The organism is Geminicoccus roseus DSM 18922, from assembly GCF_000427665.1.
GTDB lineage: Bacteria > Pseudomonadota > Alphaproteobacteria > Geminicoccales > Geminicoccaceae > Geminicoccus > Geminicoccus roseus.
The window spans coordinates 926,618-946,508 of record NZ_KE386572.1 but is presented as its reverse complement, the minus strand read 5'-3'; the positions used below and the strand labels follow the sequence as shown (position 1 = coordinate 946,508).

The 19,891-nt window shown below is 69.0% G+C and carries 20 protein-coding genes; 6 read left to right on the top strand and 14 right to left on the bottom strand.

The window, feature by feature from the left end:
• Positions 1-2 precede the first annotated feature (2 nt).
• On the top strand, positions 3-755 hold the full coding sequence (locus tag GEMRO_RS0105760) for an SDR family NAD(P)-dependent oxidoreductase (RefSeq protein WP_027133243.1): 753 nt from the start codon (positions 3-5) through the stop codon (positions 753-755).
• 70 nt (positions 756-825) lie between these two features.
• On the opposite strand, the gene GEMRO_RS0105755 is transcribed toward GEMRO_RS0105760, so the two are convergent.
• Positions 826-1,635, bottom strand: a complete 810-nt coding sequence (locus GEMRO_RS0105755) for an alpha/beta fold hydrolase (protein ID WP_027133242.1) — start codon at positions 1,633-1,635, stop codon at positions 826-828.
• A 71-nt stretch (positions 1,636-1,706) separates the two neighbouring features.
• On the opposite strand from GEMRO_RS0105755, the gene GEMRO_RS0105750 reads away from it, so the two are divergent.
• Positions 1,707-2,621 carry a LysR family transcriptional regulator gene (locus GEMRO_RS0105750; RefSeq protein ID WP_051328742.1) on the top strand — a complete coding sequence of 305 codons (915 nt, stop codon included), beginning with the start codon at positions 1,707-1,709 and terminating at the stop codon, positions 2,619-2,621.
• Between the two features lie 35 nt (positions 2,622-2,656).
• Here the strand turns inward: GEMRO_RS0105750 and GEMRO_RS0105745 are convergent, their stop codons facing one another.
• From GEMRO_RS0105745 to GEMRO_RS27855, 7 genes are all read right to left on the bottom strand, one after another.
• The gene (locus tag GEMRO_RS0105745) at positions 2,657-2,950 is read right to left on the bottom strand and encodes a type II toxin-antitoxin system RelE/ParE family toxin (protein WP_027133240.1); all 294 of its coding nucleotides are present in this window, start codon (positions 2,948-2,950) and stop codon (positions 2,657-2,659) included.
• The gene (locus GEMRO_RS0105740; RefSeq protein ID WP_027133239.1) at positions 2,947-3,189 is read right to left on the bottom strand and encodes a type II toxin-antitoxin system ParD family antitoxin; all 243 of its coding nucleotides are present in this window, start codon (positions 3,187-3,189) and stop codon (positions 2,947-2,949) included. The genes GEMRO_RS0105745 and GEMRO_RS0105740 overlap by 4 nt, the downstream gene beginning before the upstream one ends.
• Before the next feature lie 87 nt (positions 3,190-3,276).
• Positions 3,277-4,257, bottom strand: coding sequence for an ABC transporter permease (locus GEMRO_RS0105735; RefSeq protein WP_027133238.1), 981 nt, complete (start codon positions 4,255-4,257; stop codon positions 3,277-3,279).
• Positions 4,258-4,263: 6 nt separating this feature from the next.
• On the bottom strand, positions 4,264-5,304 hold the full coding sequence (locus GEMRO_RS0105730; RefSeq protein WP_027133237.1) for an ABC transporter permease: 1,041 nt from the start codon (positions 5,302-5,304) through the stop codon (positions 4,264-4,266).
• The gene (locus GEMRO_RS0105725; protein WP_027133236.1) at positions 5,301-6,857 is read right to left on the bottom strand and encodes a sugar ABC transporter ATP-binding protein; all 1,557 of its coding nucleotides are present in this window, start codon (positions 6,855-6,857) and stop codon (positions 5,301-5,303) included. The genes GEMRO_RS0105730 and GEMRO_RS0105725 overlap by 4 nt, the downstream gene beginning before the upstream one ends.
• A 79-nt stretch (positions 6,858-6,936) precedes the next feature.
• A complete protein-coding gene (locus GEMRO_RS0105720; RefSeq protein ID WP_027133235.1) occupies positions 6,937-8,067 on the bottom strand; it encodes a sugar ABC transporter substrate-binding protein in 1,131 nt (376 codons plus the stop codon).
• A gap of 458 nt (positions 8,068-8,525) precedes the next feature.
• Positions 8,526-8,729: a YdcH family protein gene (locus tag GEMRO_RS27855; protein ID WP_035484799.1), complete on the bottom strand. Its 204-nt coding sequence runs from the start codon at positions 8,727-8,729 to the stop codon at positions 8,526-8,528.
• 247 nt (positions 8,730-8,976) lie between these two features.
• Between GEMRO_RS27855 and GEMRO_RS36055 the strand changes: the two genes are divergently transcribed.
• Positions 8,977-9,096 (top strand): small membrane protein YohP, encoded by a 120-nt coding sequence (locus GEMRO_RS36055; protein WP_456071360.1) that lies wholly within the window; start codon positions 8,977-8,979, stop codon positions 9,094-9,096.
• A gap of 59 nt (positions 9,097-9,155) precedes the next feature.
• Here the strand turns inward: GEMRO_RS36055 and GEMRO_RS0105705 are convergent, their stop codons facing one another.
• The 6 genes from GEMRO_RS0105705 to GEMRO_RS0105680 all read right to left on the bottom strand — a co-directional run bounded on the left by GEMRO_RS0105705 (position 9,156) and on the right by GEMRO_RS0105680 (position 14,559).
• A complete protein-coding gene (locus GEMRO_RS0105705) occupies positions 9,156-10,430 on the bottom strand; it encodes a TRAP transporter large permease (RefSeq protein WP_027133234.1) in 1,275 nt (424 codons plus the stop codon).
• Positions 10,427-10,897 (bottom strand): TRAP transporter small permease, encoded by a 471-nt coding sequence (locus GEMRO_RS27850; protein ID WP_035484798.1) that lies wholly within the window; start codon positions 10,895-10,897, stop codon positions 10,427-10,429. Before GEMRO_RS27850 ends, GEMRO_RS0105705 begins: the two co-directional genes overlap by 4 nt.
• Before the next feature lie 75 nt (positions 10,898-10,972).
• Positions 10,973-11,911, bottom strand: coding sequence for a C4-dicarboxylate TRAP transporter substrate-binding protein (locus GEMRO_RS0105695; RefSeq protein WP_157505770.1), 939 nt, complete (start codon positions 11,909-11,911; stop codon positions 10,973-10,975).
• Positions 11,912-12,018: 107 nt separating this feature from the next.
• On the bottom strand, positions 12,019-12,792 hold the full coding sequence (locus tag GEMRO_RS0105690) for an SDR family NAD(P)-dependent oxidoreductase (protein ID WP_027133232.1): 774 nt from the start codon (positions 12,790-12,792) through the stop codon (positions 12,019-12,021).
• Positions 12,789-13,808, bottom strand: coding sequence for a zinc-binding alcohol dehydrogenase family protein (locus GEMRO_RS0105685; RefSeq protein WP_027133231.1), 1,020 nt, complete (start codon positions 13,806-13,808; stop codon positions 12,789-12,791). The genes GEMRO_RS0105690 and GEMRO_RS0105685 overlap by 4 nt, the downstream gene beginning before the upstream one ends.
• Before the next feature lie 73 nt (positions 13,809-13,881).
• The gene (locus GEMRO_RS0105680; RefSeq protein WP_027133230.1) at positions 13,882-14,559 is read right to left on the bottom strand and encodes a GntR family transcriptional regulator; all 678 of its coding nucleotides are present in this window, start codon (positions 14,557-14,559) and stop codon (positions 13,882-13,884) included.
• A 195-nt stretch (positions 14,560-14,754) separates the two neighbouring features.
• Here GEMRO_RS0105680 and GEMRO_RS0105675 point away from each other — a divergent pair, with 195 nt between their 5' ends.
• From GEMRO_RS0105675 to GEMRO_RS27845, 3 genes are all read left to right on the top strand, one after another.
• Positions 14,755-15,069 carry a UxaA family hydrolase gene (locus tag GEMRO_RS0105675; protein ID WP_027133229.1) on the top strand — a complete coding sequence of 105 codons (315 nt, stop codon included), beginning with the start codon at positions 14,755-14,757 and terminating at the stop codon, positions 15,067-15,069.
• Positions 15,069-16,295: a UxaA family hydrolase gene (locus GEMRO_RS0105670; protein WP_035484796.1), complete on the top strand. Its 1,227-nt coding sequence runs from the start codon at positions 15,069-15,071 to the stop codon at positions 16,293-16,295. Before GEMRO_RS0105675 ends, GEMRO_RS0105670 begins: the two co-directional genes overlap by 1 nt.
• Before the next feature lie 167 nt (positions 16,296-16,462).
• Positions 16,463-19,840: a PAS domain S-box protein gene (locus tag GEMRO_RS27845; RefSeq protein ID WP_084506595.1), complete on the top strand. Its 3,378-nt coding sequence runs from the start codon at positions 16,463-16,465 to the stop codon at positions 19,838-19,840.
• The last annotated feature ends 51 nt before the right edge of the window (positions 19,841-19,891 follow it).

The following is a 19,891-nucleotide window of genomic DNA, read 5'->3' as shown; positions in this document are numbered from 1 at the left end:
GCATGAATTTCCAGGACAAGGTCGTCGTCGTCACCGGCGGCGCGTCGGGCATCGGCGGCGCTGCGACCCGGGCGTTCGCCCAGGCCGGCGCCAAGGTAGCATTCACCTATGCCACCAGTGAGGCCGAGGCGCGGGCGCTGGAGAAGGAGTTCGCGGGCGGCGGCATGACCGTGCGCGGCTCCCAGGTGGACGCCACCTCCGAGGAGGCGGTCGACGCGTTCTTTGCGAAGACCGAGCAGGAGTTCGGACCGGTCGACGTCCTGTTCGCCAATTCCGGCGGGCTGGTGAAGCGGGCGCGCTGCGTCGAGGCGACCCTCGACCTTTGGCGCCACGTGATGGACCTGAACGTGACCAGCACGTTCCTGGCCTGCCGCGCCGCCCTGCGCTCGATGGAGCCGCGCGGCAAGGGTGCGATCGTCACCATGTCGTCCCTGGCGGCGTTTGACGGCGGCGGCAACGGCGCCTCGATCTATGGCGCGAGCAAGGCGGCGGTCGCCACCCTGACCCGGGCGCTGGCGAAGGAAGTCGGGCCGCTCGGGATCCGGGTCAACGGCGTCGCGCCCGGCCTGATCGGCACGCGCTTCCACGACGTGTTCAACACCCCGCAGGGCCGCGCCGCCGCGGTGGAGCGCATCCCGCTGCGCCGCGAAGGCGTGCCGGACGACGTGGCGCAGGCGGTGCTGTACCTGGCGTCGGAGCAGGCGTCGTATCTGGCGGGGGAGATCCTGCAGGTGAACGGCGGCGCAGGCTTCTGAGGCGCGGCGTTGGAGCGAGCCGGCGGCGCCGTTCGTGGCGCCGCCGGCTTTTTTTTGTTCTGGCGGGCGTTCAGGGGTGCTGGGCGCCGCCCGACAGGAAGCCCGTCACGGCGTCGAGAAAGGCGTCCGGCAGTTCCACGTTGAGCAGATGGACGCCTGGCAGGAGCGCCAGCCTGGCGCCGGGGATGGCCTGCGCGATCTGCTCGCTGTGGGCGGGCAGGGTCACCCTGTCCCGGGTGCCGCCCAGGACCAGGGTGGGCCTGGGGATCAGGGCGTTGGTGCGGCGCAGATCCATGTCGCGCACGGCCGCAAAGCAGCCGGCCAGGCCGTGCGGCGGGGTGGCCAGGATCATCTCCCGAAATTGTGCCACCACGCGCGGCTGCGCGGCGACGAAGTCTGGCGGGAACCAGTTGCCGATGAACATGTCCGCCATCGCCGCCATGTTCGGCTTGGTCGCCAGGCCGGCGATCAGGGCGTCCCATGGCGCGGCGGGCTCGAGAAAGGGCGAGGTGTTCGCCAGGATCAGGCGGTCGATCCGCTCCGGCGCATGGATACCCAGCCACTGCCCGACCATTCCGCCGAGCGAGAGGCCGCAGAAATCCACCTGGGCGACCTCCAGGGCATCGAGCAGTTCGAGGACGTCGCGCCCCAGCCGATCGAGCGAATAGGCCCCGGCGGGCGCGCCCGCCCCCCCATGCCCGCGCGTGTCGTAGCGCAGGATCCGGTGGCTGCGGGACAAGGCTCCGACCGCCCCGTCCCACATGCGATGGTCGGTGGCGATCGAGTTGGACAGCAGCAGGACGGGACGGCCGACCTCGCCATCCCAGCGGTAGGCGATCGGGCACCCGTCGCCCGCGCGGATCGCAGCTGTTTGCGTCATGACCTGGCTCCGGCTTGTTCTCCCGGATCCTGTCGGCCCATGATGTCCAAAAAAATTACCAAGAGCGGACTATGAGTGTCGACGAATCCTACCAGGATGACGGGCTCAAGCTGCACGACCTGCGCTGCTTCGATGCAGTGGTGCGGACCGGCAGCTTTCAGGCCGCCGCCGCGGCGCTGCACCGGACGCACCCCTCGGTGTTCGCGGCGGTCGGCCGGCTGGAGGCGCGGCTGCGCCTGGTTCTGCTGGATCGCAGCGGCTACCGGGTCCTCCCGACCGAGGCCGGCCGCTCGTTCCATGCCCACGTCGGGGCCTCCCTGGCCGAGATCGCCCGCCTCTCCGCCCATGCCCGCCTGCTGGCCGGCGGCGAGGAACCAGTGCTGCGCGTCGTGCTGGGCGATCTCTGCCCGCTGCCGGTGGTGCTCCCTCTGCTCTCGGAGTTCTTCGCCGGCGTGGCGGCAACCCGGCTGCATCTCGACTACGAGGCCGTGGGCGGTCCCGCCGGGCGGCTGCGCCACGGCACGGCCGACCTGATCTTCCATCGCGCCGAGGCCATGGCGGTGCCGGTCGAGCGGATCGACCTGGCCGAGATCCGGCTCGTGCCGGTGGCCGCACCGGGCTTCCTGCCGCCGCATCTCGGGCCTGATCTGCGGCCGGACCAGCTTCGTCCCTTCACCCAGTGCGTGATCCGCGACAGCGCCCGCGGCGGGAACGAGGACCATTTCCTGGTCCCGGGCGCGCACCCCTGCTCGGTCCCCGACCATGCGATGAAGAGGGAGCTCATCCTGCACGGCATGGGCTGGGGGCACCTGCCGGACTTCATGGTGGCCGGCGACCTGGAGGCCGGGCGGCTGGTGCGGATCCGCGGGCGGCATCTTCCGGGCGGGGTGGAGATCCTGGCGGCGTCCCGGCGCAGCGATCTTCCCCACGGGCCGGTGGCGGAACGGCTGTGGCGGCATCTCCGCGCGCGCTTTCCTGGCCGCTGACCCACGACGGGCGAAGGGCCTCGACCAACGCCCCGTCACAGGTGCCGGTCTACATCCATGCGCCGATGCAGGATGCGGATGATGGCGATCTCGCCAGTATCGGTGGTCCTGAAGAACAGCATGTGCGAACCGACGGGTGCCTTGCGGTAGCCATGCCGGATGCCTACCGGACGGCTGGCGCGTTGGCCTGTCGCCAGTTCCTGGCAAGCGTCGCGGATGCTGCGGATGTAGGTGACAGCCTGCTCCTGGCCCCAGCGCTCGACCGTGTAGTCCCAGATCCCGTCCAGGTCGGCCTGGGCAGCCGGGGAGAGGAGAACGCCGCTCATCAGGACCCGATGCTTTGCTTTCTGGCGATGAACGCGTCGACGTCGAAGGGCTCGGGCGGGCCGGATTGTTCTCCGGCGATCAGGGCTGCCTGCAGCGCCTGGACTTTGGCTTCGTGCTCTTCCAGGAGCCGCAGGCCGGCGCGTACCACGTCACTGGCCGAGCCGTAGCGGCCGCTCTGGACCTGGGCGTCGATGAAGGTCGCGAAGTGGTCGCCGAGCGAGATGGACGTGTTGCGCGCCATGGGCACCTCCTGCGATGCCAATATGTACCAAAATCTGGTACATGGTAAGCGGTGCGCGAGCGGGGTTGGGCGGGGCCGGCCCCTCCTTCAGCCCGTGGCGCCGCGCTGGCGGCCGTAGACGAGCAGCATCAGGATGATCACCGAGCCGTAGATGATCTGGCGGCCGGCTTCGGGCATCTGCATGACCGAGAGGACCGAGGTCAGGAGCACGATCAGGATGGTGCCGACCACGGTGCCGAGGTAGCGGCCGCGGCCGCCCAGGATGTGGGTGCCGCCGATCACCACGGCGGCGATCGACGGGAGCAGGTAGGCGTCGCCCATGCCCTGGTAGGCGTTGGTGGAGTAGCCGGCGAGCAGGACGCCGGCCAGGGCCGAGCAGCCGCCGGACATCACGAAGGCGAAGATGATCACCCAGCGGGTGTTGATGCCGGACAGATAGGCCGCCCGCTCGCGGTTGCCGATCGCGTAGATGTAGCGGCCGAGCGAGGTGCGCTGCAGGAGCAGGACGATCAGCACCGAGAGCACCGCCCAGACGATCAGCGGCATGGGGATGCCCAGCACGTGGCCGGTGGCGAGGAAGCTCATCAGCGGGGTGGCGATGCTCTGCGGGGCGAAGCCGCCGGTCAGCATCACCATGAAGCCGCGCATCACCGCGTTGACGCCGAGGGTGAAGATCATGGACGGGACGCGCAGATAGGCCACGCCCAAACCGTTGACCAGGCCCACCGCCATGCCGACGCCGAGACCCACCGGGATGGCGTAGGGGCCGCCCACCGCGGTGCCGAGCATGGCGCCGGCGGCCAGCGTCCAGGGCACCGACAGGTCGATATGGCCCAGCAGAATGACCAGCATCATGCCGGCGGCGACGATGCCCAGGAAAGCGCCGACCTGGAGTTGCTGGAGCAGGTAGACCGGGCTCAGGAAGCTGGCGGTGCCTTGCGTCGCCAGGGTGTAGGCGGTGCCGATCGCCAGGATCACCAGGATGAACCCGCCGGCGATCAGGATCGGCTTGTCTTCCGGGGACAGGGACCAGGAGGACTGGGCGGAGGGGAGGGAGCCGGTGGCCATGGTCGTTCAGCCCAGCAGGTCGAGGCGGTTCTTGATGCGGAACACCCGGGCGGCGCCGATCGAGACGGCGCCCAGCAGCACGATCCCCTCGAACAGCGGCTGCAGGAGCGGGGCGATGTCGAAGATCCGGAAGTTGAACGAGATCGCCCGGATCACCATGGCGCCGATCAAGGAACAGATCGCCCCGCCGGAGCCGCCCATCAGCGAGGTGCCGCCGATCACCACCGCGGCGATCGAGTTCAGCGTGTAGGCTCCGGCCTGAGGCACGTCGGCGTTGCCGGAACTGGTCTGCAGGGCGAGATAGAGGCCGCCCAGGCCTGCGAAGAAGCCGGCCAGGGTGAAGGCCGCGATCTTGCAGCGCTCGATGCGCACCCCGGACATGTAGGCAGCGCCCTCGGACGAGCCGATCGCGTAGACGCCCCGGCCGGTCACCGAATCGCGGAACGGGATCCAGACCAGGAAGATCACCGCCAGCATGATCGCCATCGGCATCGGGATCCAGGCGACCGGCTGCAGCCAGGCCGCCTCGCCGTCGTCGAACAGGCCGTAGGTGGCGCAGAACTCGTAGATGTCGTTGGTCAGCGCCCAGGACAGATCGCCGTCGACATTGCCGCCAGGGGTCGGGCGGATGAACAGGGCGATGCCGATATAGACTGCCCCGGTGGCGAGCGTCGCGATGATCGGCTGGATCCGGCCATACACCACCACCACGCCGTTGACCCAGCCGGCCAGCGTGCCGGCGGCCAGGCAGGCGACGATGCCAAGGAGCATCTGCAGGGGAGAGCCGTTGACCAGGATGCTGGCCAGGCAGTTCACCAGGGTCATCACCGCGCCCACCGACAGGTCCAGGCCGCCGGCCAGGACCGGGACGGTCTGCGCCATGGCGACCGCACCGATCACGAAGCTCTCGTTGGCGTTCTGAATCAGCACCGCCGTGGAGAAGCCCTTAGGGTGCAGGCCGTTATAGACCAGCCAGAACAGCAGGAAGAGGCCGATCGCGAGCAGGAGGCCCAGGTTCTGGCCCAAACGGAGGCGGAGGTCGGTCACGGGGCTGCCTCGGCGGAAAGGGGCGCACCGGCTTCGGTGTCCAGGTTGAGCGAGGCGGCGACGATCGCCTTCTCGTTGATGTCGTCGCCGGCCAGCTCGCGCACGACCCGGCCGTCATAGAGGATCAGCACCCGGTCGCAGCAGCCGATCAGCTCGTCATAGTCGGTGGTGTAGAACAGGATCGAGGCGCCGGCGTCGGCCAGGTCGCGCAGGAGCTGGTAGAGCTCCTGCTTGGTGCCGACATCGATGCCGCGGGTGGGGTCGTTGAGCAGGATGATGCGCGGCTCGGTCATCAGCCACTTGGCGATCACCACCTTCTGCTGGTTGCCGCCGGACAGGGTGGCGACCGGGTTGCCGACATCGCCGACCTTGATCTTGAGCTTGTCGACCATGCGCTGGATCGCGGCGCGCTCCTTGGCCTTGTCGACGAAGATCCCGGAGGTGAGCGTGTTCATGGCGGCCATGCCGAGATTGTCGGCGACCGACATGGGCAGCATCAGGCCCTCGGTCTTGCGGTCCTCGGGGATCAGCGCCATGCCGATCGCCTTGTCCTTGGCCTGGCCCGGGCTGGAGAGATGGATCGGCTTGCCGTCGACCAGGATCTTGCCGGACACGCCGCGCAGCACCGCGAACAAAGCCAGCTGCAATTCGCGCTGGCCCTGGCCGTCCAGGCCGCCCAGGCCCACGATCTCGCCCTTGCCGACTTTCAGCGAAATGCCGTTCAGCCGGTCGGTCCAGCGCAGGTCCTGGACCTCCAGGACGGGCGTGGCGGCGGTGGCGGAAGGTAGCGGCTTGGGCGGGTACACGTGCGCCATCTCGCGGCCGATCATCAGCTGCACGATGTCGTCGGCGCTGCGGGTGCCGGCGGTGAAGGTCTCGATGTGGCGGCCGTTGCGGAACACCGAGCAGGTGTCGGCCAGCTCCTCGATCTCGTGCATCCGGTGGCTGATGTAGAGGAGGCACAGGCCTTCCTCGCGCAGCCTTTTGAGGATGTCGTAGACCTTGAGCACGTCGGAACTGGTGAGCGCCGAGGTCGCCTCGTCCAGGATCAGCAGGCGCGGCTCGCGGCCGAGCGCCTTGGCGATCTCGACCATCTGCCGGCGCGACAAGGGCAGGTTCTTGACCTGCTCCAGCGGGTTGACGTCCTCGCAGCCGACCTTGGCCAGCAGTTCCTCGGCCCGGAGGCGCTGGGCGCGGCCGTCGATCAGGCCCAGCCGGGTGCGCGGCGGGTTGGAGATGCCGATATTGTCCGCGACCGTGAGGTCGGGCATCAGCGACAGTTCCTGGAAGATGCAGACGATCCCGGCGGCATTGGCGGCCAGCGGGTCGCGGAAGCGCACCGGCTGGCCGGCCAGGCGCATGGTGCCCTCGTCGGGCTGGACCACGCCGGCGATGATCTTGATCAGGGTCGACTTGCCGGCGCCGTTCTCGCCCAGCACGGCATGGATCGAGCCCTGCCGGCAGGCGAAGTCGACGCCCTCCAGGGCGCGCACGCCGCCATAGCGCTTGCTCACGCCGGCGAGTTCCAGGAACGGCGAGTTGTCTGGCGTCATCGGCGCGGCCCGGTGATCGTGTCGGAGAGAGCGGGACAAGCGGGCGGGGCCGCGGCGGAAAAACCGCGGCCCCGACGGCTCACTCCACGTTGTCGGCGCTCTTGGCCATGATATCGACGGCCTTGATGTTCACGTCGCAGGGCGCGAACTCGTTGGGGGTGAAGAACTTGTCGGACAGATCCGACCAGTAGTTCACGCCGTCTTCCAGGGTCTCGTAATCGGCGACCGGGATCGGCACCGAGATCATCTGGGGCATGGTGTTGCCCTCGAGCGCCGCGATTGCCGCCTTGGTCGCGATGGCGACCAAGCCCGGCGACTGGCCATAGGACAGGCCCTTGAGGCCCTTGTCGGCATATTGCGCGATCTGCTTGCGGAAGCCGTTCTCGCCCTCGCCGGCCATCGGCACGAACGGGTGGCCGGCATCCATCAGCGCGCGCACGGTGCCGTCCGAGCCGCCCTGGGTGAAGATGCCGTCGAACTGGCCGTGCACCGCCAGCGCATCAGCGGTGGCTTTCTGCGAGGTGCCGGTGTCCCAGTTGCCGACGATCTCGACCACCTCGAAGTCGCCGCCGGCCTCCAGCGCGTCGCGCAGGCCCTGGTGGCGGTCGCGGTCGACCGAGTTGCCGGGCACGCCGCGGACTTCCAGGATCTTTCCGGAGGTCTTGCCCATTTCCTTGATCAGGAACTCGCCCGACATCTTGCCCATCTCATACTGGTCTTCGTTGACCTGCATGACCTTGTCGGTGTCGAGCGTGTTGTCGAACGGCACCATCACCACGCCGTTGCGGTCGGCCAGGCGGATGACGCGGTCGAAGCCTTCCGGGCTGACCGCGATGGTGACGATGGCGTCGTAGCCCTGGTTGATGAAGTCCTCGATCGCGCCCAACTGCGCCGCGGCGTCGGTGCCGGTCGAGACGACCTTGAACTCCTCGATCTTCTCGGCGATGCCGGGGCTCTCGGCGAAGACCTTGGCGGTCTGGATCATCTGGATCCGCCAGGTGTTGCCGACGAAGCCGTTCACCAGGGCGATCCGGTAGGGACCTTCCTTCTTCTCCCACTGGAGATATTTGGTGTCGGCGTCCCAGGGCGCGAAGCACTCGGGCAGGTAGCCCGGGCCTTCCACCACCTCGGGCCCGGCCGCCATGGCCGCCCCGGATCCTGCCAGCAATGCCATCGACGCTGCCGCGGCCAACGCCGCACGACGCACCATGCTCGTCATTTCTGCCTCCCCTGATCTGCCTTTGCGGCATGTAGCTGGGCACGGCCGACCAGCGGACGGGCCCGCGGAAATCACGTCTCCGGCCGCGAGATTGATCCTATTTTATCGAGATGCGCAAGCGCGTCGCGAGGCGGCGGCGATGCCGGGCGGGGAGGCGGCCGGGCACCGGGAGCATCGGGCGGCGGGGAAGCCGCCGCGGGCATCGCGGCTTGGAGCGGCGATGCCGAGCGGGCTCGAAACAGCGGACCGGTCTGGCCGGAAGGGAGGCTTGTCGTCGGCGCGGGAGACATGACGCCGTCGGGAAGCGACTTCCGGCGACAGGCGGGAGAGGGCCGATGACCATCGGATGGATGGGGTCCCCCGCGCGCGCCTGCGGCCTGTCCGCCGTCTCGGCAAAGTCCCGCAACCGAAAAGGCGGGACGTCCTGCCCAGTTTCAGCGGGCGGGAAATTACTGCAGGGTTTGAGAACTACCGTTCATGGAGCTGGTACGAACGTCGATCTTGTTGATCTGTTCTTTGATCTTCAGCTTTTCCCGCTTGAGGCGGGTAAGAATAGTCTGGTCTGGGAGGGGACGGTGCTGTTCCTGGTCGATCATATCTTCGATCTGGGACTTCTTAACACGCAGACTACCGACGTGCTCCAGCAGCGACATGCTCGAGCTCCTTCCATTCCGGGTGGTCTCCACATTCGGGATATAGCTTGCCGACCGGGGCCGCGCCACTGGCCCGCCGCGGATTCGTCATCTTTCCGTCGCACGGCATCCGCCGGGACGTCGCACCCTTGAGCGGGCGAAGGGATTGAGCGGACTTGCTTTGTGGACGCCCGCCCCTGCGACGCCGGCCCACCGGTCCGGAACCCGGTCGGGCCGGCGCCGGTTATAGCAGCGGAGCACTGTGGGATTGCCACGGACCGAGCACGAAGGGCACGAGACCATGTTGAAGTTCATTGGTGGAACCGTCGGAATCATCTTCCTGATCGGCCTGCTCGTGGTGATCGGCCTGCTTGCCCTGATCTTCTGAGGCGGGTGGCCGGGGCATGAGCCCGGCCACCCGACCCAAGCCAGCCGGAAGGAGGCCCGTCAGCGGGCCAGGAGCAGCGAGATCTCCGGCACGTAGGTCAGCAGCAAGAGGGTGGCGCCCAGCGCCGCGTAGAGCAGGATCGCCTGGCGGGTGAACGCCGCCACGCTGATCCTGGCGATGTTGCAGACCAGGAGCATCACCGTGCCGACCGGCGGGGTGAGCGTGCCGATCGACAGGTTGAAGATGATCACGATCCCGAAATGGACCGGATCGATGCCCAGCGCCTTCACCGTCGGCAGCAGCAGCGGCACCAGCACGATCATCAGCGCGGTGCCTTCCATGAACATTCCAGCCACCAGCAGCACGGCGTTCACCACCAGGAGGAAGGTCACCTGGTCGGCGTCCATGCTGGTGATGAGCTGCGACAGGGCAGCGCCGGCCTGTTCCAGGGAGAAGATCCAGGCCAGGGCGGAACTGGCCATGATCACCAGGAACACCGAAGCGGTCGAGCGGGCGGTCTCGGCCAGGGCCTCGCCCACGTGGGAGAGGCGCATCTCCTTGTAGATCACGAAGCCGATGATCAGCACGAGCACGATCGCGACGGCACCGGCTTCGGTGGGCGTGAACACGTTGGCGCGGATGCCGCCGATGATCGCGATGATCAAGAGGGCGGCCGGCCAGGTGCCGACCAGGGTGGTGCCGACCTCGCGCGGGGTGGGCCAAGCTTCCCGGGCCGGCTTGTAGCCGCGCTTCACCGCGGTGACCCAGGTCGCCAGCATCAGCAGGAGCGCGCACATGATGCCCGGCAGGATGCCGGCCATGAACATCTGCCCGACCGACACGTCGGCCAGCAGCGCATAGATGATCAGCGCGATGCCGGGCGGGATGATCGGGGTGACCAGCGAGCCGGCCGCGGTGACGGCGCCGGCAAAGGCGCGGTCATAGCCCTGGCGCTCCATCTCCGGGACCATCATCCGGGTCAGCATCGCGGCGTCGGCCAGGTTGGACGCGCTGATCCCGCCCATCAGGGTCGAGAGCAGGATGTTGGCGAGGCCCATGCCGCCGCGGATCCGGCCCACCAGCAGGTCGGCCAGCTTCAGCATCCGCTCGGCGATGCCGGTGTGCGACATCAGCGTGCCGAGCATGATGAAGAACGGGATCGCGAGCAGCGAGGTGTTCTCGGTGGGGCCGACCACGCGCTGGATCGCGATCACCAGCGGCACCGAGCCGAAAAACAGGAAATAGGAGAGGACCGCGATCAGGATGCCGATATAGAGCCGGATGCCCAGCGCGAACGCGGCCAGCATGATCAGGGAGATGATGACCAGGCTCATGCGCGATCTCGCAGCCGCAGGCGTTGGAAGGAGCGGACCGCGCGGGACGCCATGACCAGCGTCACGCCGACAAAGCCCACAGGAATGGCCAGGTCGATCCAGAACCAGGAGATCCGCAGGATCCCGGTGAGCTTGAACTGGACGGTGTTGGCGAGCTTCCAGCCGAGCCAGGCGACGAACAGCAGCACGATCACCGAGGCGACGTCGGTCAGGAAGTCCAGCACCAGGCGCGGCTTTTCGCGGAGCAGGTCGGTGACAACGTTGATGGCCAGATGCTGGTTCAGGCGCTCGGCGTCGATGGCGCCGATCATCACGATCCAGATCAGCAGGATGCCGGAGACCTCCTCGGTGAAGTGGATGGGCTGGCCGAACGCGTAGCGCATCAGGACCGCCGCGTTGAACAGCACGATCAGGGCGACCAGCAGGATCCCGGCCAGCCAGATGATCGGAGCGGAGAAGCGTTTCATGGGGCGGGGCTCTTCATCACGGCAAAGCGGCCGGCCCTTCCGGGCCGGCCGCTTTGCGATGGACGCGGAATGCGCTTACTGCAGTTCCGCCTGGATCTGCTCGTAGAGGCCCGGGGTCCACTCCGGGAACTCCTCGTAGACCTTGCGGGTCAGCTCCTTGAAGGGCTCCTGGTCGACCTCGATCACCTCGACGCCGGCATCCTTCATCTTCTGGATGGTGGCGGCGTCCTCCTCCATGGCGATCTTCTGGCTGTAGAGGCCGGCCTCATGCGCGGTCTCGTCGATGATCTTCATCTGCTCCTCGGGCAGGCTCGCGAAGAACGCCTCGCCGCCGACGAACAGGGCCGTGTTGGTCAGGTACCCGATCATGCTCAGATACTTGGCCTCCTCGTGGAACTTCTGGCCGTAGAGCACCGAGAGCGGGTTCTCCACGCCGTCGATCACGCCCTGCGAGAGCGCGGTGAACACCTCGCCCAGCGGCATCGGGGTGGGGGTGGCGCCCATCGCCTCGAACGCCTTGATCTGCATGACGTTGTTCGGCACGCGGACCTTCATGCCGGCGAGGTCGGCCGGGGTGTGGACCGGCTTGGTCGCGATCAGCTGGCGCACGCCGTAAAGATAGTTCGACATCACGATGCGGATGCCCTTGGAGCGCAGCTCCTCGGCCTTCTGCTTGAACCACTCGCCGTCATAGATCTTGAACAGCTTTTCCGGGTTGTCGCTCAGGTAGGGCCCGAACAGGATGCCGAGATCCGGGTCGTAGTCGGCCAGGAAGCCCACATCGGTGATGGTGATGACGTTCAGGCCCATCATGGCCTGCTCGGTCACGTCCTTCTTCGAGCCCAGCTGCGAACTCGGATAGAGCTCCAGCGTGATCTCCCCGCCGCTCTTCTCAGCGAGCAGGTCCTTCCAGTAGTGCATCACCTTGTCGACCGGTTCGCCCGGATTGTTCTCGTAGGCGACCTTGATCGCCACCGGGTCGGCGAAGGCGGCGGTGGCGACGCCGCCCAGCATCACGGCCGCCGCGGAGGCGAGGAGCGCCGTGCGGCGCAGCATCTTCAAGGGGGACATGCTCATCTCCGTTGGTTCTTCGAGAAATGCGTTCTTGGATCGGGACGGGCTCAGAAGCCGATCACGCCGCCGCCATCGACCACCAGGGTCTGGCCGGTGACGTAGCCCGCGGCGGGCGAGGCCAGGTAGACGGCGGCCCAGCCGATGTCCTCGGGCGCTCCCAGCCGGTCCATCTGGATGCGGCCCAGGATCTTCTGGCGGCGGGCCGGGTCGCCGGACGTCGCCTTCTGATAGAGGGGGGTGTCGATCCAGCCGGGCGCCACGGCGTTGATGCGGATGCCGCGGCCGGCGAACTCGGCGGACAGGCCGCGCACCATGCCGGTGATCGCGGTCTTGGCGGTGGTGTATCCCAGCACCAGGGGCTGGCCGATGAACGAGGTCATCGAGGCGGTGAACAGCACCACGCCCGAGCCCTGCTCGACCTGGCCTTTCAGCACGTGGCGGGTCAGTTCCAGGGCGCCGCGGACATGGACGTCGAACACCGCGTCGAAATCGTCCAGGGTCGATTCCTCGAACGGCTTCTTGATCGTGTTGCCGGCATTGTTGACCAGGATGTCGATGGTGCCGAACGCGCCGGTCACCTCCTCGACGAAGCCGGCCAGGGTCTCGGGCGCGCTCAGGTCGACGGTGCGGGCATGGACGTCGCCCTCGATCCCGGCGACGGCGCTCTCCAGGAGGTCGGCGCGGCGGCCGGCGACGATCACCTTCGCCCCGGCGGCGGCCATGCAGCGGGCGATGGCCAGGCCCAGGCCGGAGCCGCCGCCGGTGACCAGGGCGGTCTTGCCGGCCAGGCCGAACGCCTGCTGAAACGAGGTCGCGCTCATGACATCTCCACCATGATCTTCAGCTCCGTGGCGCGGTTGGCTTCCCAGAACGGCAGGGCCTGGTCGGCCTCGGCGAACGGGAAGGTGGTGGAGACCAGACGGTCGGCGCGGTCGCCCATCTCCTCCAGGCAGCCGATCACCGCCGCAAAGTCGTCCAGGGTCGCGTTGCGCGATCCCATGATGTCCAGCTCCTTCAGGTTGAAGAGCTGGGTGCGGTAGCCGACCTCCGCCTTGCAGTAGCCGATATAGACGACCCGGCCGGCGAAGCCCGCGGCATCCACCGCCTGGACGAAGGTCTCCGGCACGCCCACCGCCTCGATCACCAGGTCGAAGCCGTCGTCGCCGGTCAGGCGCGCCACCGCGGCGGCCGGGTCCTCGGCGTTGGGGTCGATGGTGTGGGCAGCACCCAGCTCGCGCGCCAGGGCCAGCTTGTCCGCGGCGATGTCCTGCACGGTGACCTCGGCACCCCGGCGCACGGCGCCCAGGAGGGCGCCCACCCCGATCATGCCGCAGCCCAGCACCAGCACCTTGTCGCCCGGCTGGATCCTTCCGCGCTCCACCGCGTGGAAGCCCACCGAGAGCGGCTCGATCAGCGCCAGGTGGCGGGGTGCGATCGTGTCGACCGGCACGACCTTGTCGTGCGGGACCACCAGGCGCTCCTTCAGCGCGCCATCCTGCTGGACGCCCAGCGTGCGGTTGTAGCGGCAGGCATTGGTGCGGCCCTTGCGGCAGGACGCGCAGCGCCCGCAGCTGGTGTAGGGCAGCACGGTCACCGCCATGCCCGGGCGCAGGCCGGCCGGCACGCCGGCGCCGGTTGCCAGGATCTCGCCGCCGATCTCGTGGCCGGGGATGCGCGGCAGCTCCACCAGCGGGTTCAGGCCGCGGAACGTGTTCAGGTCGCTGCCGCACAGGCCGACATGGCGGATGCCGATCAGGACCTCGCCATCACCTGGCTCCTGGTCGGGAACGTCGTGCAGGCCGGTCTTGCCGTTGGCCTCGATGAGGAGCGCTTTCATCCATCTGCCAGTGCTGGAGGGCCGTCGGCCGCTCGAGTTGAGGGGAATCGCCTAAAGGGGGAACGGGGGCTGGCTACTGGCGCAGCGGCAGCTCGTCCGGGTGGCGGCGGATCAGGTCGTCGCGGCTGGAGGCCAGGTGGTGGCTGAGCGCTGCGACGATGCCCTCGCGCCCGCCCGAGCGCAGCGCGTCCAGGATCTGGTTGTGCTCGCGGCGCGAGCGCTCCAGGTCGTAGTTTTCCAAAGAATAGGTGCGCACGGTCTGGATCTGCAGCTGGATCGAGCGGTGCCACTCGGTCAGCAGGCGGTTGCCGCCGGCTTCCATGATGGTCTCGTGCAGCCTGCGGTCCAGGGCGATGATCTCCACCAGCACCTCGCGGCTGGCGGGTGGGAACAAGGTGAGCTGGGCCTCCACGATCGCCTCCAGGCGGGCGAGCAGGCCGGCATCGGCGCGGCCCTGGTCGAAGGCGGTGGTGATGGCGTTCACTTCCAGGAGGATGCGCGCCTCGTAGATCTCCAGGATGTCCTGCGGGGTGAAGCGCCGCACCGAGGAGGCGCGCCGCTCGCTGCCGGTGACCAGGCCGTCGCGCTCCAGGAGCGCCAGGGCTTCCTTGACCGGGGTCTGGCTGACTGCCAGGGCGGCCGCCAGCGCGTCCGGCAACAGGCGCTGCCCGGCCGCGAGCTCGCCGGAAAGGATCTTGTTCTGGATCTCGGCATAGGCCTGCTGGGCCAGTGTCGGCCGCGCGATCGTCATTCGCCCCCCTGTCGCCTCCCGTCAGGACGCGAGGGTCACACATCATGACGGGGCTGGAACGGTCAAATAAAAAATTTTATATTCTAAACATTGACGGCGCCGCCGCTTCGGCCGCAGATGATGCGTCCGCACGCGCCGCGGCCGGCCGATCCATGCCGTGGCGGCGCCGGCCGAACTCGGGAGGCTCCACCGGCAATGACCAACGATCCACGGCTCCTGCTGCTGGACGACCAGGACGACATCCTGGTCGCGATCGCGCGGATCCGGCGCGGCGAGACGATCACCGTCGAGGGACAGCAGGTCCTGGCCGACGCCGATATCGGCCTTGGCCACAAGATCGCGCGCCGGGCGCTGCAGCCGGGCGCGCAGGTCCACAAATACGGGGTGTCGATCGGCTCGGTCAGCCGGCCGATCGGGCTTGGCCAGCATGTCCACGTCCACAACCTGGCCAGCAACTACACCGCGACCCACACGCTGGACGACGCCAAGCCGCGCACCGGAGCTGCCTGATGGAAACCATGCTTCATGACCAAGCGGCCCCGATGCGGGGCTGGCTGCGCCAGGACGGGCGCAAGGGCATCCGCAACACGGTGGCGGTCGCCTACCTGGTCGAATGCGCGCACCATGTGTGCAAGGAGATCGCCTGGCCGATGCGCGAGGACGGGGTCCACGTGATCGGTTTTCCCGGCTGCTTCCCGAACGCCTACGCGCAGCGGATGATGGAGGCGCTGGCGACCCATCCGAACGTGGGCGCAGTGCTGCTGGTCTCGCTGGGATGCGAGAGCTTCAACAAGTACAGGCTGGAGCAGGTCGTCCGCGATTCCGGGCGGCCGGTGAAGACGCTGACCATCCAGGCGACCGGCGGCACCCGCGCCTCGATCCAGGAAGGGCGCGCCTGGGTGGCCGAGCAGGCCCGGGCCCTGGCGGCGGCGCCCACCGTGCCGATGCGGGTCGACGAGCTGGTGGTCGGCACGGTGTGCGGCGGCTCGGACGGCACCAGCGGCATCACCGGCAACCCGGCGGCCGGCCGGGCCTTCGACCGGCTGGTCGAGGCCGGCGCCACCTGCATCTTCGAGGAGACCGGCGAGCTGATCGGCTGCGAGCACATCATGAGCGCCCGCGCGGTCAACCCGGAGCTGGGCCGGGTGCTGGAGGAGAGCGTCGCCAAGGCGGCGCGCTACTACGCGACCCTGGGCTACGGCTCGTTCGCGCCGGGCAACGCCGATGGCGGCCTGTCGACCATCGAGGAAAAGTCGATGGGCGCCTACGCCAAGTCCGGGCGCTCGCCGATCTCCGGCCTGATCAAGCCTGGCGACGTGCCGCCGAAGGGCGGGCTCTACCTGCTGGACGTGGTGCCGGACGGCGAGGTGCGCTTCGGCTTTCCCAACATCAACGACAATGCCGAGATCGCCGAGCTGATCGCGTGCGGCAGCCATGTCGTGCTGTTCGTGACCGGGCGCGGCTCCGTGGTGGGCTCGGCGGTCTCGCCGGTGGTCAAGATCTGCGCCAACCCGGAGACCTTCAAGCGGATGTCCGACGACATGGACGTCGATGCCGGGCGGATCCTGAATGGCGAGGCGACCCTGGACCAGGTCGGCCAGGAGATCTTCGACGTGATCGTGGCGGCGGGACGGGGCGAGAAGACCCGCTCGGAGGACCTGGGCCACCAGGAATTCATCCTGGGCTACAAGAGCTTCGAGCCGCTTGGACCGGCCTGCCTGCCCTCGGCGGCCTGACCGGCGGACTGGCCGGTGACAGCGGCGGCGCTCCCTGGTCGCCCTGGAGTGCCCCTTGATGACGCGACTGGCTTGACGGCCTGCCTGCGCCGCCCGAAAGCCGACAGGCACCGCAATGCGCGGCGCGTGGCGGGCGGCGCCCAGGGGCGCGGTCCGGCAGGACAGACATGCGCGGTGGCGCGGGAACGGGTGGCGTGGGACAGGGCGGGGGGAGCGGCGATCGTCTAGCCGAGCTGGAAGCGGAGAACGCGCGGCTTCGGGCGGCGCTGGCGCAGCGCGCCGACGAGGGCCGGCTGCGGCGGCTCCTGGACAGCGCCATCGACTACGCCATCGTCACCACCGACCCCAGCGGGCGGATCACCGCCTGGAACGCGGGCGCGGCGGTCCTGTTCGGCCGGCCGGAGGAAGAGGTCCTGGGCGCTGACGTCGACCTGCTGTTCCTGGCGGAGGACCTGGAGGCGGACGTGCCGGCGCGGCAGCGCGCCCAGGCGCTGCGCGACGGCCGGGCTTCCTGCGACCGCTGGTACCGGCGCGGCGACGGCTCCCGCTTCTTCGCGACCGGCGAGCTGATGCCGATGCGCGATCCCGCCGGCCTGCACGAGGGCTTCGTGCGGATCGTGCGGGACGGCACCGAGCTGCACCGCGCCCAGGCGGCGCTGCAGGAGAGCGAGGCCAAGTTCCAGGCGATCGTGAACTCGATCGACCAGATGATCTGGGCGACCACCCCGGACGGGCTGCACGACTACTACAACCAGCGCTGGTACGACTATACCGGGGTGCCAGCGGGCTCCACCGACGGCGAGGGCTGGAACGACATGTTCCATCCCGACGACCAGGAGCGGGCCTGGCAGGTCTGGCGGCACAGCCTGACCACCGGCACGCCCTACCATATCGAGTACCGGCTGCGGCACCGCTCCGGCCAGTACCGCTGGGTGATCGGCCGGGCGCAGCCGGTCAGCGACGCCCATGGCCGGATCCTGCGCTGGTACGGCACCTGCACCGACATCCACGACCTGAAGATGGCCGAGGCGGCCCTGCGCGAGAGCGACGAGCGGCTGCGCCTGGCCACCGAGGCCGCCGCGATCGGCACCTGGGACTACGACCCGCTCAGCGGCGAGCTGCGCTGGGACACGCGCTGCCGGGAGCTGTTCGGTCTCTCCCCCGACGCGCCGGTCAGCTACGAGGGCAGCTTCGTCGCCGGCCTCCATCCGGACGACCGGGAGCGCGCCTGCCAGGCGGTGCAGGAGGCGCTGCGCCCGGGCGGAGCCAGCGACTACAACATCGAGTACCGCACGATCGGCCTGGAGGACGGGATCGAGCGCTGGGTGGTCGCCACCGGGCGCGGCCTGTTCGAGGATGGCCAGGCGGTCCGCTTCGTCGGCACCGTCCTCGACATTTCCCAGCGCAAGCGCGACCTGGCGGCGCTGGCAGCCTCCGAGGCGGCGCTGCGCGAGGAGAGCCATGCCCTGGAGATCCTGAACCGGACCGGCGCGCAGATCGCCGCCGAGCTGGATCTGGGCCGGCTGGTACAGACCGTGGTCGATGCCGGGGTCGAACTCACCGGCGCCCGGTTCGGCGCATTCTTCTACAACGTGCTGGACGACAAGGGCGGCAGCTACATGCTCTACGCCTTGTCCGGCGTCGAGCCCGAGGCTTTTGCCGGCTATCCGATGCCGCGCGCCACCGAGGTGTTCGCCCCGACCTTCAAGGGCGAGGGGGTGGTGCGCTCTCCCGACATCCTGGCCGACCCCCGCTACGGCAGGAACGCGCCCTACCAGGGCATGCCGCCCGGGCATTTGCCGGTGCGCAGCTATCTGGCGGTGCCGGTGACCTCGCGCTCCGGCGAGGTGATCGGCGGGCTGTTCTTCGGCCACGAGGAGGTCGGGGTGTTCACCGACCGATCCCAGCGGCTGATGTCGGGCCTGGCCGGACAGGCCGCGATCGGGATCGACAATGCCCGGCTGTTCCAGGCAGCCCAGCGCCTCAACCAGACCCTGGAGGCCCAGGTCGAGCAGCGCACCGCCGAGCGCGACCGGCTGTGGAAGCTGTCCGAGGACCTGCTGGTCACCGCGGATCACGAGGGCAGGGTGCTGCGGGTCAGCCCGTCCTGCTCGCGCCGCCTTGGCCATGACGAGGCGAGGCTCCTGGAGTGGCCCTACACGGAGCTGATCCACCCGGACGACCTGGCTTTGGTGCGCGAGCGGCTGGACGAGATGCGGGCCAGCGGGCGGCCGGTGAGCTTCGAGAACCGGCTGCGCGCCGCCGACGGGAGCTGGCGCTGGATCGGCTGGACGCTGGTGCCGGAACCGGGCGGCATCCTGATGCACGGCGTCGGCCGGGACATCACCGAGCAGAAGGAGCGGGCCGTGGCGCTGGCGGCGGCCGAAGAGCAGCTGCGCCAGGCGCAGAAGATGGAGACGGTCGGCCAGCTCACCGGCGGGGTCGCCCACGACTTCAACAACCTCTTGCAGATCGTGACCGGCAACCTCGACATCCTGCTGCGCCACCTGCCGGCCGAGCCGCCGCGCCTGCGCCGCTCCGCCGAGAACGCGATGACCGGCGCGCAGCGGGCGGCCGTGCTGACCCAGCGCCTCCTGGCCTTCTCGCGCCGCCAGCCGCTGGCGCCCAAGCCGATCGAGGTGAACCGGCTGGTGCAGGGCATGTCCGAGCTCCTGCACCGCACGCTGGGCGAGACCATCGAGATCGAGACCGTGCTGTCCTCCAGCCTGTGGCGGGTCGAGGCCGATCCCAACCAGCTGGAGATCGCGCTCCTGAACCTGGCGGTGAACGGCCGGGACGCCATGGCGCAGGGCGGCAAGCTGACCATCGAGACCGCCAATGCCGACCTGGACCGCGCCTATGTCGTGCAGAACGCCGAGGTGGTGCCCGGCCAGTACGTGATGATCTGCGTGTCCGACACCGGCACCGGCATGGACGCGGAGACGGCGTCCCGGGCGTTCGAGCCGTTCTTCACCACCAAGGAGGTCGGCAAGGGCACCGGGCTCGGCCTGTCGATGGTCTATGGCTTCGTCAAGCAGTCGGGCGGCCATCTGAAGATCTATTCGGAGCCAGGGGAGGGCACCACGGTCCGGATCTACCTGCCGCGCCTGACCGAGGCCGGCCCGGACGCCGAGGAGCCGGCCCCGGCGACCGTGCCGGACGCGGCCTGCCTGGAAACGATCCTGGTCTGCGAGGACGACGACGATGTCCGCGCCTACTCGGTCGAGGCGCTGCGCGAGCTGGGCTACCGGGTGCTGGACGCGCCGGACGGGCCATCCGCGCTGCGCCTCCTGGAGCGGATGGCCGGCCGGGTCGACCTCCTGTTCACCGACGTGGTGCTGCCGGGCGGGATGACCGGGGCGGTGCTGGCCGAGCAGGTGCGGGCGCTGCGCCCGGGCGTGAAGGTGCTGTTCACCACCGGCTATGCCCGCAACGCCATCGTCCACCACGGCCGCCTGGACCCGGGCGTCGAGCTGATCACCAAGCCGTTCGCCTTCGCCGATCTGGCGGCGCGGGTGCGCGAGCTGCTGGACGAGCAGGGCTAGGCGGGGAGGGGCCAAGTCGGCGGGGATGGCGGCGCCGGCGCGCCATCCTCC